Annotated in this window: 15 protein-coding genes; 4 read left to right on the top strand and 11 right to left on the bottom strand. The window is 63.0% G+C overall.

Annotation, left to right across the window (positions count from 1 at the left end; genetic code table 11):
• Nucleotides 1-20: 20 nt before the first annotated feature.
• The 8 genes from U741_RS0105465 to U741_RS18855 form a co-directional block, all read right to left on the bottom strand.
• Nucleotides 21-2,105: a RelA/SpoT family protein gene (locus U741_RS0105465; RefSeq protein ID WP_029889475.1), complete on the bottom strand. Its 2,085-nt coding sequence runs from the start codon at nt 2,103-2,105 to the stop codon at nt 21-23.
• 156 nt (nt 2,106-2,261) lie between these two features.
• Entirely contained in the window at nt 2,262-2,525 is a 264-nt protein-coding gene (gene rpoZ, locus U741_RS0105460) for a DNA-directed RNA polymerase subunit omega (RefSeq protein ID WP_029889474.1), read from the bottom strand.
• 74 nt (nt 2,526-2,599) lie between these two features.
• Nucleotides 2,600-3,223: a guanylate kinase gene (gene gmk, locus U741_RS0105455; RefSeq protein ID WP_029889473.1), complete on the bottom strand. Its 624-nt coding sequence runs from the start codon at nt 3,221-3,223 to the stop codon at nt 2,600-2,602.
• 70 nt (nt 3,224-3,293) lie between these two features.
• A complete protein-coding gene (locus U741_RS18270; RefSeq protein ID WP_152551504.1) occupies nt 3,294-3,728 on the bottom strand; it encodes a hypothetical protein in 435 nt (144 codons plus the stop codon).
• 78 nt (nt 3,729-3,806) lie between these two features.
• A complete protein-coding gene (locus U741_RS0105445; protein ID WP_029889471.1) occupies nt 3,807-4,772 on the bottom strand; it encodes a helix-turn-helix transcriptional regulator in 966 nt (321 codons plus the stop codon).
• A 4-nt stretch (nt 4,773-4,776) separates the two neighbouring features.
• On the bottom strand, nt 4,777-5,214 hold the full coding sequence (locus U741_RS0105440; RefSeq protein WP_029889470.1) for a hypothetical protein: 438 nt from the start codon (nt 5,212-5,214) through the stop codon (nt 4,777-4,779).
• 5 nt (nt 5,215-5,219) lie between these two features.
• Complete coding sequence (locus U741_RS0105435) at nt 5,220-6,086, bottom strand: YicC/YloC family endoribonuclease (RefSeq protein ID WP_029889469.1); 867 nt, start codon at nt 6,084-6,086, stop codon at nt 5,220-5,222.
• A 70-nt stretch (nt 6,087-6,156) separates the two neighbouring features.
• Nucleotides 6,157-6,741, bottom strand: coding sequence for a hypothetical protein (locus U741_RS18855; protein WP_152551503.1), 585 nt, complete (start codon nt 6,739-6,741; stop codon nt 6,157-6,159).
• A gap of 47 nt (nt 6,742-6,788) precedes the next feature.
• Between U741_RS18855 and U741_RS0105425 the strand changes: the two genes are divergently transcribed.
• Nucleotides 6,789-7,823 carry an IS630 family transposase gene (locus tag U741_RS0105425; protein WP_029888535.1) on the top strand — a complete coding sequence of 345 codons (1,035 nt, stop codon included), beginning with the start codon at nt 6,789-6,791 and terminating at the stop codon, nt 7,821-7,823.
• A gap of 17 nt (nt 7,824-7,840) precedes the next feature.
• Here the strand turns inward: U741_RS0105425 and U741_RS18850 are convergent, their stop codons facing one another.
• On the bottom strand, nt 7,841-8,353 hold the full coding sequence (locus U741_RS18850) for a hypothetical protein (RefSeq protein WP_200872680.1): 513 nt from the start codon (nt 8,351-8,353) through the stop codon (nt 7,841-7,843).
• Between the two features lie 141 nt (nt 8,354-8,494).
• On the opposite strand from U741_RS18850, the gene U741_RS0105415 reads away from it, so the two are divergent.
• Both U741_RS0105415 and U741_RS0105410 read left to right on the top strand, forming a co-directional pair.
• Nucleotides 8,495-9,304 carry a glutaminyl-peptide cyclotransferase gene (locus U741_RS0105415; RefSeq protein ID WP_161776132.1) on the top strand — a complete coding sequence of 270 codons (810 nt, stop codon included), beginning with the start codon at nt 8,495-8,497 and terminating at the stop codon, nt 9,302-9,304.
• Between the two features lie 96 nt (nt 9,305-9,400).
• Nucleotides 9,401-10,561, top strand: a complete 1,161-nt coding sequence (locus tag U741_RS0105410) for an acyl-CoA dehydrogenase family protein (protein ID WP_029889465.1) — start codon at nt 9,401-9,403, stop codon at nt 10,559-10,561.
• A 340-nt stretch (nt 10,562-10,901) separates the two neighbouring features.
• Here the strand turns inward: U741_RS0105410 and U741_RS0105405 are convergent, their stop codons facing one another.
• Entirely contained in the window at nt 10,902-12,419 is a 1,518-nt protein-coding gene (locus U741_RS0105405; RefSeq protein ID WP_161776130.1) for a lytic transglycosylase domain-containing protein, read from the bottom strand.
• Nucleotides 12,420-12,516: 97 nt separating this feature from the next.
• Between U741_RS0105405 and pip the strand changes: the two genes are divergently transcribed.
• A complete protein-coding gene (gene pip / locus U741_RS0105400) occupies nt 12,517-13,461 on the top strand; it encodes a prolyl aminopeptidase (RefSeq protein ID WP_029889463.1) in 945 nt (314 codons plus the stop codon).
• Here the strand turns inward: pip and U741_RS0105395 are convergent, their stop codons facing one another.
• Entirely contained in the window at nt 13,462-13,971 is a 510-nt protein-coding gene (locus U741_RS0105395; RefSeq protein ID WP_029889462.1) for an acyl-CoA thioesterase, read from the bottom strand.
• Between the last annotated feature and the right edge of the window lie 38 nt (nt 13,972-14,009).

Raw genomic sequence — 14,009 nt, 5'->3', positions numbered from 1 at the left:
GAGCAAGTGGACGCCGCAGTTTATAGACGCGTCACCCGCACCACCGAATCGATGCGACGCAGGCGGCGAATCACCCGCGCCAAGTGGTTGCGGTCGCGTACCGAGAGGACGAAGCGGGTTTCGGTCAGCCCCTGCAAGTCGCCTTTGCGCAAATCGGGCATCTGCACATGCTCGATGCTGGCATCCGACAGCGCGATCTCGCTGGTGACGCTGGCCAACAGGCCGCGCTTGTTGAGCACCCGCACGCGAATCTCGGCGAAGTAGTCACCCTGGTACTGCTCGGCCCAGATCAGCGGCACCCAGTCTTGCGGCCGGCCCTTGGCGTGACGGCACTCGGCACGGTGCACGACGATGCCGCGACCGACACTGATATGGCCGCGAATGTCATCGCCGGGCAGCGGATAACAGCAGCGCGCATAGTCAATCACCAACCCTTCGGTGCCCTCGATGGCCAACGGCGCCGCGCTGCTGACTTCGGGCAAGTCACCCGGCTCGGCCACAAAGTGACGCGCCACCAGCGGCGCCAGCCGCGCGCCCGTGCCGAGGCTGGCGTACAGGTCTTCAAGATCTTCAAGGGCAAAGGCGCGGAGTACGGTTTCGATGCGCTGCGTGTCCTTGAGCACGGACAGCGACACCTTCAGGTCACGCAGGGCGATTTCCAGCAGGCGCCGGCCCAGGCGAATGGCTTCGTCTTCACGCTGGTTCTTGAGAAAACCGCGAATTGCCGTACGCGCCTTGGCGGTTTTGACGAAGTTCAGCCACGCCGCATTGGGCCGCGCGTGACGGGCGGTGATGATCTGTACCGTCTGGCCGTGGCGCAGGGTCACCGACAGCGGTTCGAGCTGGCCATCAACCCGTGCCGCCACGCAGCGCCCGCCGAGCTCGGAGTGCACCGCATAGGCAAAGTCCACCGGCGTGGCGCCCTTGGGCAGACGGCGAATCTCGCCCTTGGGCGTGAACACGTAGACCTCATCGGGGAACAGGTCGATGCGCACATTCTCGACAAACTCCACCGCACCGGAGCTGTCGTACGAATCGAACAATCCACTCAGCCATTCGCGGGCGCGAAGCTGAGGTGCGGTGGGGCCGCTGCCCTGCGCGCCCAGCTTGTACTGCCAATGCGCGGCGATGCCGGCCTCGGCGAGGTGGTGCATGTCACGGGTGCGAATCTGAATTTCAATCTTGTGCCCGGCCGGGCCGATGCACGCGGTGTGCAAGCTCTGATACCCGTTGGCTTTGGCATTGGCGATGTGGTCGTCAAAGCCGCCGGGCACCGGTTTGAACACGTGGTGCACGACGCCTAGCGCCCGGTAGCAGTCATCCAGCTTGGGCACGATCACGCGGAAACCGAGCAGGTCCATGACCTTGAGCAGCTTGAGCTTCTTCTTCCGCATCTTCTGGTAGATGCTGTAAACGTTTTTTTCGCGGCCGACGACGCTGGCACCCACGCCCTCTTCGCGCAGATAGTTGGACAGCCGTGTCTCGACTTCCTTGATGACTTTCTTGGTGTCGCCAATCTGGGCCTTGACCGCCCGCGCCAGCACCGCGTAACGCGCCGGATGCAGGTTGGCGAAGGCCAGATCTTCAAGCTCGGTACGCAGAGACTGGATGCCCAGGCGCTGGGCAATGGGGGCGTAAATATCGAGCGTCTCGCGGGCGATGCGGCGACGCTTTTCGGTCGCCATGCCCTCCAGCGTGCGCATGTTGTGCAGCCGGTCAGCCAGCTTGACCAGAATCACCCGCAGGTCTTGCGTCATGGCCAGCAGCAGCTTGCGGAAGCTCTCGGCCTGGCGCTCGGTGCGACTCATGCCTTCGATCTTGTCGATCTTCGATACACCGTCGACCAGTTCGGCCACGTCCAGCCCGAACTGCTCCTGCAGAATGCGCTTGGAAACCGTCGTGTCTTCGATCACGTCGTGCAGGATCGCCGCCATCAGGGTGGTCGGGTCCATCCGCATCTCGGCGAGAATGCGTGCCGCCGCCAAGGGGTGATAAACGTAAGGCTCACCACTACTGCGGCTTTGCCCGGCATGCACCTTGGTGGCGAACTCAGCGGCGCGGCGCACCTCGGCGACGTGCTCGTCCGGCAAATACGTTTCGAGCATGCGCACCAGTGCCTCGATGCCGAACTCACGCTCGACTCGCTGCACCCTGAGGGCCTGACTGAAACGTTGGATGACGGGCAACTCCATGCCCGCAGTATAGAAGCGACCGGCCACAAAAAAGCCCGCATCGAGCGGGCTTTCTGGAACGCGGCGGGCTCAGGCGTCGAAAGACGGGTCCAGCGCTTCCAGCTCCATCTTCGGCTGCTGCACGGCGGGAAGCTCGGCCTCTTCCAGCACACCGCGATCGGTCAGGCCTTCAGCAATCTCACGCAGCGACAACACGGTCGACTTGTGATTGCCCCAGGGAAGACGCGAGTCGGCGCCGCGAGCGAGCTGGCGCGCGCGCTTGGCGGCGATCAGGGTCAGGTCGAACTGGTTGGGAACCTTGTCGAGACAATCTTCTACGGTTACGCGAGCCATCGGAATCCTTGGTGCGTCAAAAAACAAGTGCGCGAGTCTAACAGCCGCGCGTCCGTCAGGGAAGCGGCGGTGATTTAGCCCAGCAGCCGCCTGATCAGCTCGGCATGCTGCCCCGCCTGCTGGCGCTGTCGGTGGCGGCGGGCAAGAAAAATGGCCCCGAGGGCTTCCAGCGCGACGTTGAAGTCGTCGTTGATGATCACGTGCTCGTACTCGTCAAAGTGGCGCATCTCGGCGCGCGCGGCGGCCATGCGATCGGCGATGACGTGCTCGCTGTCCTGCCCGCGCCCGCGCAGGCGCTCGGCCAGCACCTCGACCGACGGCGGCAGAATGAATACCGACGCCACGTCGTCACGGTGCAGGCGCACCTGTCGCAGCCCCTGCCAGTCAATGTCGAGAATCACGTCAACGCCGGCCGCACAGCGCGCCTCGGTGACGTCGCGGGCGGTGCCGTAGCGGCGGCCAAAGACCTCGGCGTGCTCCAGAAACCCGCCGCTGTCGACCCGCTCGGCAAAATCGTCGGGCGTGACGAAGTGGTAGTGCTCGCCGGGAATCTCGCCGGCCCGCGGCGCTCGGGTGGTGTACGACACCGAGATTTCGGCGCTGATCCCGCGTCTCGCCAACCATGGCAGCAGCGCGCGCGTCAGGCTGGTCTTGCCACCGCCGCTGGGCGCCGACACCACCACCAGTGAACCCTGCATGCCCTGCGATGTGGCCTGTTCCACGCCCTTCGACCCCCAAACCTGACGAGGGCGACAGCATAGCGGCGCATCAGTGGCCCATGCGCGCCATGGTCCACGGTGGCATGACAATTTCCACCGCGATGGTGCCACTGTCCGCCGTGGCGATGCGGCCCATCGGCAGCTCGTCGCCAACTCTGCAGACCGGCGGGCAGCGCAGCTTGGCACTGGCCTCGCGTGGCAGGTAGCCGAGCTTGAAGGCGCCCCAGTAGGCGGCCACCGCATCCGGCTCAAACGGATGACCGGGATCGGCCTCGAGCCGCACCGTGTCACCGGCGCGCATGGCGTGGACCAGATTGTGGCCGGGGTGCGCAGCAACCTCGGTGAGCATCACCGGCGGCGCGCCGGGGTTCGCCTCGGGTGCGGCGCAGGCCACCAGGCTGGTGCCGGCCAGCAGCAATCCGGCCAGTGTTGCGCGGCTAAGACGTGGCGCCGCAGTGTGATTGGCAGGGGTGTGAGCGGACATGTCGGACTCCGGGGTGGACGTGTCATCACCCTAAAACCCGGCAGTCTCATTTCGTGAGACGGTGCGCTGAAGACGTCGTCAGGCGCTGTAGAGTCGCGCAGCCGCCTGGTGCGCCTTCGCCACCGCAGCGCGCAAGGCGGGCGGCCCGACGACTTCGACGGCGGCGCCATGACGCAGCAGGTCGGCAATCAGCTCTTCGCCGCTCGAATAGGGCACGCGCAGCCGGTAGCGTCCGCCCGAGAGCCACTCGAACTGCTGCTGCGGATGCCATTGCTCGGCCGACACCCAGCGCGCCGCGTCGGCCGAGAAAACCAGTTCGGCGACGTCGCGGGCCGGGCCGGCGAAGATGCCGTAGCCGGCAGCAAGCGCAGCGTCCAGCTCGGCGGGTGCGCAGTCCAGAGCGGGCACGTCGATCAGTTCGGCGCCGTCAATGCGGTCCAACGAGAACGACCGCAGGCCTTCGCGCCAATGACACCAAGCGTCGAGATACCAGTTGTCGCGATAGCGGGTCAGCCGCTGCGGCGACAGCTCACGCTCGCTGCGCGCGTCCTGACGACTGCGGGCGCGATAGCGCACCTTGAGCCGCCGGCGCCGGGCCAGCGCCGACGCCACGGTGGCAAACGAGGGCCCCGCCGGTCGCGCCGCTTGGCTGAGCAGGCGCAGCCGGTCGCTCCAGTCGGGCAGGCCGACGGTTTCATCGGCCAGCAGGTTGCGCACCTTTTCGCGCAGCGGGCTGAGCTGCTCACCCAGCCAGCCGGGTCCGGTCTCGGCCAGCACCCGCTCGATGGTCAGCAGGGCGACCAGCTCATGCGGCGTGAACCACAGTCCGGGCAATTCAAAGTTGGCGTCGCTGCGGTAGCGATACCCCGGCGGCTCGCGCTCGTAGAGGATCGGGGCGCCCAGTTCGTCGCGCAGCTTGGCGATGAGGCGGTGCAGGGTGGCGCGTGAACACTCCAACTCATCCTGCAATTGCTGGCCACTGATGGGCGTTCGGCGATCCCGCAGCAGGGCATGCAGTTGCTGAACCCGATCAAAGAAATTCATCGCCTCACACCGCTCGCAGGAAGCCCCAGAACAAGATGGAAAAGCCGCCGATCTCACCGAGGGCCAGCAACCACATGAAGCCGTGAATCAGCCCGCCATGCACCTGCCCTTGGCCGAGCACATACGGCTTGTGCAGCTGGTTGTCGGTGTCGCGCAAGATGCCGTGCAGCACATAGGTGCCGATCGCCGCCGCGAAAAACAGCAGCGGCACCGCCACCACCCAGACGGTCGCGGCGGGCGACACCGGCGAGTAAGGGACGAAACCGTGAATCAGAAACGCCGAGAACGCATACATCAGTGAACTGCGGTGCGCGATATCGACATAGACGGGTGCCGTCGCGGTCTGGCTGCGGGCAATGTGCATGTACTTCCATACGCCGGTGAGCAAGCCGGTGAGGAAGAAGACGCCGGCCGCCAGCAAACACAGGGTTTCGGCATTCATGGTCATTACTCGACGTTCTGAACCTGCTCGCGCATCTGTTCGATCAGCACCTTCATGTCAACGCCATGCCGGGTCATTTCGGCGTCCTGACTTTTTGACGACAGGGTGTTGGCCTCGCGGTTGAGTTCCTGCATCAAAAAGTCGAGGCGCCGCCCCACCGCTTCTTTGCGCTTGAGCACTTTGCGCAGCTCTGCAAGATGGGCTTCGAGGCGCGACAACTCTTCTTCGACATCCAGCCGGGTCGCGGCCAGCGCCAACTCTTGTGCAAGGCGCGCAGGCTCAACGTCAACGCCAAGTTCCTGACAACGGACGCGCAAGCGCTCCAACCAACTGTCGCGTACCTGCGGGTAGCGCTCACGCACGGCGCTGGCGGCAACCTGCAAGGCTTCGGCACGCTCGGTGAGAAAGACGCCGAGGCGTTCGCCCTCGCGTTCACGCGTGGCGTTGAAATCTTTCAGCAGCGCATCAAGGCCGTCGCGCGCCAGGTCAATCAGCACGGTGAAATCGGGCTGCTCGGCGCGCACCACGCCGGGAAACTGCAGGATGCGCAGCGGGTCGGGCACGGCGCTGGCGCCAAGTTGTGCGCCCACAGCGTCGAGCGCCTGCTGCACTTCATCGAGGCGGGCATGGTCGATATTCAGCGTCGTCGCGGTCGCCGCCTCGCGGCTGTAACGCAAACTGATTTCGACTTTACCGCGCGAAATCGCCGGGGCGACGGCGGCGCGGATGTCGGCTTCCAGCACCCGGAAATCTTCGGGTAGCTTGAAACCCAAATCCAGATAGCGGTGATTGACGGCGCGCATCTCCCAAACGATGCGACCTTCGTCACTCTGCGCTTCGAGTCGGGCATAGCCGGTCATGCTGCGGATCATGGGCGCCACTCACAAAAAAGGGCGGCCAGTGTAGCCGCCCTTCAAATCGGTTCCCGCAACAACCGCCGACTTACTTCTTTTTTGACAGCGCCTTGCTGACCGTCTTCTTGGCCTGGTCGACAACCTTCATGGCGTTATCAACTGCCTCTTTCACCTTGTCGCTGGCCTTGCGTGATTTGGCCTTCGGACCGGCAGATGCCGACTGCGATTTGACCTTCGCGGTTTCAACCGCCTCCGTGGCCGTTGCTTTGAAGTCAGCCACCACCTTCTTGGCGGTGCTGGTGACATCCGCCGCCGTTTTCTTCGCGCTGCTGACGACCTTTTTCTGCTCTGCCTTGGCCTTGGACACCGTTGTCTTCGCCGCCGCGACCGCCTTGTTGGCCCGCGCCTCAACCTGGGCGGTGGCTGCCTTCTTCACCGCTACGGCTTTCTTGACCACCGTTTTGGCCTTGGCATCAGCTTTCTTCGCGCCCGACCTGGCCGCAGCCGGCACGGCCTTTGGCTTGGGCGCTGCCGGGCGTTTGGCGTCGGCTTTTTTCGCTGCCGCTTTGACCTTGGCGGCAGACTTGGCAACCGCAGCTTTCGCCTTGGCTGCGGGCTTCTTCACGGCTGCAGGTTTGGCGGCCGGTTTTTTCTTCGCGCTAGAAGTTGCCATTTACTAACCTTTTAGAAAGTATTGTCATAATATGAGACAATACGGCCATGAAATGCAAGCGCTCATCGGATGGTCGTTCTATCGATCATCATTCATTGCAGGTAATGCGACAGCAGGCGATCAAGGCCATGCGTGAAGGCCAGCCTGCGGCAAGTGTTGCTGCGGCTTTTGGTGTGAACGTTCGCAGTGTTCACAGGTGGTTGGCTGACTTTGTCAATGGCGGGCAGAACGCGCTGCTGGCCAAGCCCATCCCCGGCAGACCACCAAAGGTCAGTGCTGACGAGATGCGCTGGCTCGCACAGACGGTACGGGATCACTCGCCGTTGCAGTACCGCTTTCAGTTTGGCCTTTGGACGCTGTCGCTGATTGCCGAACTGATTCGCCGTGAGTTTGGCAAGAAGCTGTCGCTGGCCTCTGTCAGCCGAATCATGAAGCTGCTGGGCTTCAGTGCACAGAAGCCGTTGTATCAGGCTTGGCAGCAGGATGCGGCGTTGGTGCATCAATGGGAACAGGAAACCTACCCCGCCATCCGGGCCGAGGCGCGTGCAGCGGGCGCGACGATCTACTTTGCCGACGAGTCCGGCATTCGGTCGGACTACCACACCGGCAGCACCTGGGCGCCGCGTGGGCAGACCCCGGTGGTGCAAGTCACCGGACGACGCTTCTCGTTGAACATGATCTCGGCGGTGAGTCCACGCGGAGATTTCCGATTTATGGTCCATGAGGGCTCAGTGACTTCGCAGGTGTTTCGGGAATTTCTGAAGCGGTTGATGATCGGGGCCGAGCAGCCGGTTTTCGTGGTGGTCGACGGTCACCCCATCCACAAGGCAAAGCTGATCAAAAACTACGTCGACAGCCTGAATGGACAGCTCAAGCTCTTCTTCTTGCCGCCCTACTCGCCGCAATTGAACCCCGACGAACAGGTCTGGGCCCATGTGAAACGGCAGGTCTCGCGCCAGTTGGTGCAGAGCAAAGATGAAATGAAGCGCCTTGCCATCGGTGCGCTCCGACGAATCCAGCGGCTACCCGAACTCGTGAAATCATTCTTCCGACAGCCCGAGTGCAAATATGCGGCAGGGTGACATTTCTTTTGAGAAGGTTAGTAAGTCCCCGGCGTCACATCGACTTTCTTCGGCGCGGCAGCCTTTTTGGGCGCAGCGGGTTTCTTCTTGGGTGCAGCCACTTTCTTGGCTGCAGCGGCCTTCGGCTTGGCGGCCGCTTTCTTCGGTGCAGCCTTTTTGGCAGCCGCCGCTTTCTTCGGTGCGGCGGCCTTCTTGGGCGCAGCCTTCTTCGGTGCCGCCGCCTTCTTTGTCGCAGCCGCTTTCTTGGGCGCGGTCGTCTTCTTCGATGCCGCAGCCTTTTTCGGTGCCGCCGCTTTCTTCGGCGCAGCGGCCTTCTTCACGGCGGCCTTCACCTTGGCCACAGGCTTGGCAGCCACCGCCTTGGCTTTGGCCACGGCTGCCTTAACTGGCGCTGCCTTTTTCGCCGCAGCCGTTTTGGGGGCAGCCGGAGCTGCCGATTTTTTCTTGCCTTTTGTAGTCGCCATTTGATTCCCCGTAGTGATGAACGCTGATCGAAAACCGGCACTGCAATCGAGGCAATCTGAGGCCATTTTTGATTGGGCCTCTATCCATCAATCACCTCTCGCGAAATCGCCAGCCCGACACTCCATGCATCGTTGATGCTGCACATCGTTCACGGCGATGTCCGTGTTCTACTGAGCGGCGAGATAAATTGCAACCCGGACGAATTGATGACGCGTATTGGCCAATGGATTTTCGGACTCACGGCATTGTTTTTCTCCGCGAATGTCTGTGCCGAGTCGCAGAAATCAACGCCGGTTTGGGCGCATGAAATCGTCGCCGAGTACCCACACGACCCGACGCATTTCACCCAAGGTTTGCTCTGGCACGACGACGCATTGATCGAAAGCACCGGGCTCTACGGGCGCTCCGGTCTTTATCGGAAATCATTGACGTCTGGCGAGACTCTGAAGCGCTACGCGCTCGATCCGCGTCTGTTCGGCGAGGGCATCACCGTGCACGGTCGACGCATCTGGCAACTGACTTGGCGCGAGGGTGTGATCCTGATTTATTCGCTTGACCTGGAGCCGCTTGCGCACTTTCGCCTGACCACCCAGGGCTGGGGCTTGACCGGTAACGGCCGGCGCATCTGGATGACCGACGGCAGCGCAACGCTGTATGAACTGTCGCCCGACGATGGCCAGATCATCGGCCGCGTCACTGTGAAGGAACGCGGCCGACCGGTTCATCTACTCAACGAACTGGAATGGATTGACGGGCTGATATTTGCCAACCGCTTTGGCAAGGACGACATCGTCATCTTCGACCCTGATGACGGGCGCGTGGTGGGGCGACTGGACCTGCGCGACCTGCGGCAACGCCTGACGCGACCCGCAGGCTGGTCACCCAGCGATCACGTTTTGAATGGCATCGCCTGGCGTGCCGACACACGGCAACTTCTGGTGACCGGAAAGTCATGGCCGACCCTGTTCGCCTTGACGCTCGACTGGCCAGAACGGTCACGGAACGAAAAACAATGATTATTACCGACTTGTTTAAATGATCGTCGTTTGACGCGGCCATTGTGACGCGCTTATAAGCTGTTTCATCGTTTTCAGACACAATGAGATTCGGTAATGTTAGTTACTCATGAACACCAAACGCTCTACGGCACGGTCAAGAAATTCGTCGAGGACGAACTCAACCCGCACATTGCCGAGTGGGAACGCGACGGCATCTGGCCGGCCCATGAGGTGCTGAAAAAAATGGCCGGACTCGGCCTGCTGGGCATCAACAAACCGGAAGCCTTTGGTGGCCTGGGGCTCGATTTCTCCTACGAGATGATCTTTGCCCAGGCGTTGGGCAACTGCAAAAACGGTTCGCTGCCGATGGGCATCGGCGTGGTCACCGACATGGCCACGCCGGCCCTGTCGCGCTTCGGGTCCGATGCGCTGCGCGAAGAATTTCTCGCACCAGTAATTGCTGGCGAGCAGTGCTGCTCGATTGCCGTCTCCGAAGCCGGCGCAGGCTCAGACGTTGCCAGCGTCAAGACCACCGCGCGCAAGGACGGTGACGACTACCTCATCAACGGCTCGAAGATGTGGATCACCAACGGCACCCAGTCCGACTGGGCGTGCACCCTGGTGAACACCAGCGACGGCAAGCCGCACCAGAACAAGAGTCTGGTGATCGTGCCGCTAGATGCGCCTGGTGTGACGCGCAATACGCGGCTCGACAAACTCGGCATGCGCGCCTCGGACACGGCCATGATCTATTTCGATGATGTACGCGTGCCGCAGCGCTATCGCGTCGGGCAGGAGGGCATGGGGTTCATGTACCAAATGCTGCAGTTTCAGGAGGAGCGCATCTTCGCCGCCGCCAGTGGCATCGACGGCCTGTTCAATCTCATCGACGCGACCATCGCTTACGCCGGTCAGCGCAAGGCCTTCGGTCACGCGGTGCTCGACAACCAATACGTGCACTTTCGCCTTGCCGAGCTGCGCACCGAAGTCGAGTGCGTGAAGGCAATCACCTATCAGGCGACCGAAGACTATGTCGCCGGCCGCGATGCGACGATGTTGGCGTCAATGGCCAAACTCAAGATCGGCCGGGTCGCGCGCGAAGTGACCGACGCCTGCCTGCAGTTCTGGGGCGGACAAGGCTATATGTGGGACACCGAGGTGGCGCGCGCTTTTCGTGACTGTCGCCTGGTGTCGATTGGCGGTGGCGCCGATGAAATCATGCTCGGTATCATCTGCAAGCTGATGAACATTCTGCCGGGCAAAAAGAGCCACTGAGCCTTGACCACAAGGCGCAGTTGACCCGCTGCCAGGACGCTGCCGAAGAGCAGTGCAATCGGGGCTCCCAAAGCATCATGCAAGGTGCGGGAGGCGTCTTTCTGGGGGGCGCATTACACGGGCCGAAAGGCCCGTTTCCTTTTTTGAAGACCGCGCGCGACCCCGGCGGGCGCTGAGGCGGCCAACTTGATCGAGCGCGCCTTTTCCATCAGGCACGCGCACCCAAGACGTTCACGCAACGACCGCTTTGGCCGCGCGATGCGGCGACCCGATGTCAGATCTGCGCGTGTCCGATTGCATCCGTCAAAGACGCGCAGTCCTTTGGCATTCGCAGGGGCGCTCAGCCCCGGGGAATACGCAAGCGCTGCCCGGCGCGCAGGGCGTTGGCGTTCGCCAGTTGGTTGGTGTCGGCAATTTGCCGGATGGTGACGCCATGCAAGCGCGCGATGCCCGACAGGGTTTGACCGCTGCGCACCACGTGCACCTGCTGCGGCTGGGCCTTAGCCGCCGTTTGCAGCGTGTCGCCGGCGGCGGGCGGAATCCGCAACACCTGCCCGATCCGCAGGCGATTGGCGTTGGGCAGATTGTTGGCGTGCTGAATCGAGCGGCTGCTCACGCCATATTGCCGAGCGATCTGGCCCAGAACATTGCCTCGGGCAACCTTGTGCTCGCGCCAGTAAACCCGCTGCGCATTGTTGCGGACACCGGCAGGCAGGCTGGCATAGCCGGCCTGAAAGCGGTCTGCGTTGCGATCGGGAATGCGGATCGTGGCGCCACGCGGCACCCAAAGCCGGCCGGCCCTGACTTCGGGGCTGTAACCGGGGTTGAGCTTCTGGAACAGGTTGGCGTCGTCACCGCCCAGCCTGACAAGGTCGGCATAAGGGACGTAATGGGCGAGCGTCACCTCGACGAAGTCGATGGGCGCGGCGCGGCGCACTTCGGGGAAAAATTTGTCGGCCTCACGCTCGATGTCTTTGGCGGCCAGAAACTCGGCATAGAAATTTCTCGACGCAAAGCCAAAACGTGGATTGTCATACCGCTCGATCAGGTCGAGCAGGTTTTTGCCGCCGGTCTGCTGCAGGCCGCGCCTGATGCCGTTGCGACCGTGGTTGTAGGCCGTGATTGCCAGCGGCCAGTCCTTCAGTAGCGCGTAATCGTCCGCCAGGTGCCGCGCGGCGCCGTCGGTGGCCACCCACGGGTCACGCCGATCGTCGACCTCATCGTTCAGGCGCATGTAGTGCCGCGCGGTGGCGGGCATGAACTGCCATAACCCTGCCGCGCCAACTTTCGAGTACGCCTCGATATTGAAGCTCGACTCAATGAACGGCAGGCGCGTCAGTGAAACGGGAAGCGCGTGCCGGGCAAACGTTGCCTCCATCATCGGCAAGAAATGCCCGGAGACTTCCATCGCGTTGGCCGTGCGCTCTCGCACGCCGCGCTGGGTGCGCAGATCGTGGGCGGCCGCTTTCAGCGTTTTCGGGTTCGCAGTGGTTCCGAAACGCGCCAACAACGCCTTGCTCTCGGGGCTCAAGGGCACTTTGGCCACCACGTCGTCGTGCAGGCGCTCGAGCCGACGCTGCATCTGCGTCACGGCGGCCCGCTCTTGCTCGCGCCGCTTGATGGCTGACACGTCGGCATCGAAATCCAACCGTTGCAGCACGATCTGCGGCATTTTTGCGACGTGGATGACGGTGGTGTTCTCCGACTGTTTGCCGAACACCCCCGTCCAGAAGGCCACGGCCGGCGCCAATGACGGATATCGCGGGAACGGGTCGGCGCTGCTGGCAGGGGTCTGCGTTGCAAATCCGACCAGCGCCACTGCGAGTAGACCCACGACAACCCGAACACTGCCTGCCATGCAATCACTCAATTGATGTGCCAAGCCGGCATAGTAGAAACTCCCCCCGCCCCTCGCAATGCGCTGGCGCATTTTCTTGTTGCCCTCGGTTGATCAAATGCTATTCGCCCCGCTGCCGCCCTACGCCACCCACGCCCTGAAGGTGGATGCGACCCATACGCTTTACGTTGAAGAGTCCGGTAACCCGCAGGGTCATCCGGTGATCTTTGTCCATGGCGGGCCCGGCGGCGGCACCGAAGCCTGGCACCGACAGTTCTTCGACCCGCAGCGCTACCGCATCGTCCTGTTTGACCAGCGCGGTTGTGGCCGCTCCACGCCCTACGCAAGCCTCGAAAACAACACCACCTGGGACCTGGTCGCAGACATGGAGCGAATCCGCGAGCATCTGCACATCGACGCCTGGGGGGTGTTCGGAGGCTCATGGGGTTCAACCCTGGCGTTGACCTACGCGCAGACCCATCCTGCGCGCGTGCGCGGGCTCGTCCTGCGCGGCATTTTCCTGCTGCGAAAAGCCGAGATCGACTGGTTCTATCAGGCCGGCACCTCGTGGCTCTTTCCCGACGCCTGGGAAGCCTACGAGGCCGTGATTCCGGTCGAGGAGCGCGGCGATTTCGTCGCCGCCTACTATCGTCGCCTGACATCCGATGACGCGCAGGTCCGCCTTGCCGCCGCGCGCGCCTGGAGTCGCTGGGAAGGCGCGACCAGCAAGTTGATACCCGCCGCCGGTGCCGCCGCCCGCTTTGAACGCGCCGGGTTTGCCGAAGCATTTGCACGCATCGAGTGCCACTACTTCATCAACCGCGGCTTCTTCGAGCGTGACGACCAGCTTCTCGCCAATATCGACCGTATTCGCCACATTCCCGCCACCATCGTTCAGGGCCGTTACGACGTGGTCTGCCCGATGCGCAGCGCCTGGGACCTCCATCGCGCCTGGCCCGAGGCCGAGTTCGTCGAAGTGCCCGACGCCGGCCATGCCGCCAGCGAGCCGGGCATTCTCGCGGCGCTGATCAAGGCCACCCAGCAGCTCGCCGACCGGCTTTGATCAGGTATCGCGTTGCGCCCGTAGCGCCTTCAGGTCGGCGGCGTGCTGCAGCCGCATGGCGCGACGCATTTCAGCTTCCTGGTGGCGGCGCTTCTCGTCGGCGCTTTCGGGCGCCAACGAGGGTATCGGCACGGGTCTGCGGTCTTTGCCGGTGCCCACGAAGGTGAGGTAGGCCGAAAGAATGTGCCGCCGGGGGCCGTGCTGTGCATCCTGGGCCTCGACCTTGCAACCCACTTCCATCGACGTACGCCAGGCGCGGTTCACCGTGGCATTGAAGATCAGCACATCACCGCGACGCGCGGGCGCAACGAAATGCACGGCATCAACGCCAACCGTGACGCAAATCGTGCCGGCGTGGCGATCGGCCACCACCGCGCAATAGCGGTCCATCAGCGCCATGATCTGCCCGCCGAATACCGTGTCATTGGCATTCAGGTCATTGGGAAAGACCAGATACACCTGCTCGACCACCGCGCTTTCGGCGGGCGACCTGCTGTCGGCTTTGCTCACAAAAGCTCCGATTGTGGTGAGCGCGCGCGGCGCCCGAT

Source organism: Polycyclovorans algicola TG408, from assembly GCF_000711245.1.
In the GTDB taxonomy this organism is placed as follows: domain Bacteria; phylum Pseudomonadota; class Gammaproteobacteria; order Nevskiales; family Nevskiaceae; genus Polycyclovorans; species Polycyclovorans algicola.
The sequence above is the reverse complement of the archived record's forward strand: the minus strand, read 5'-3'. Positions and strand labels throughout refer to the sequence as shown.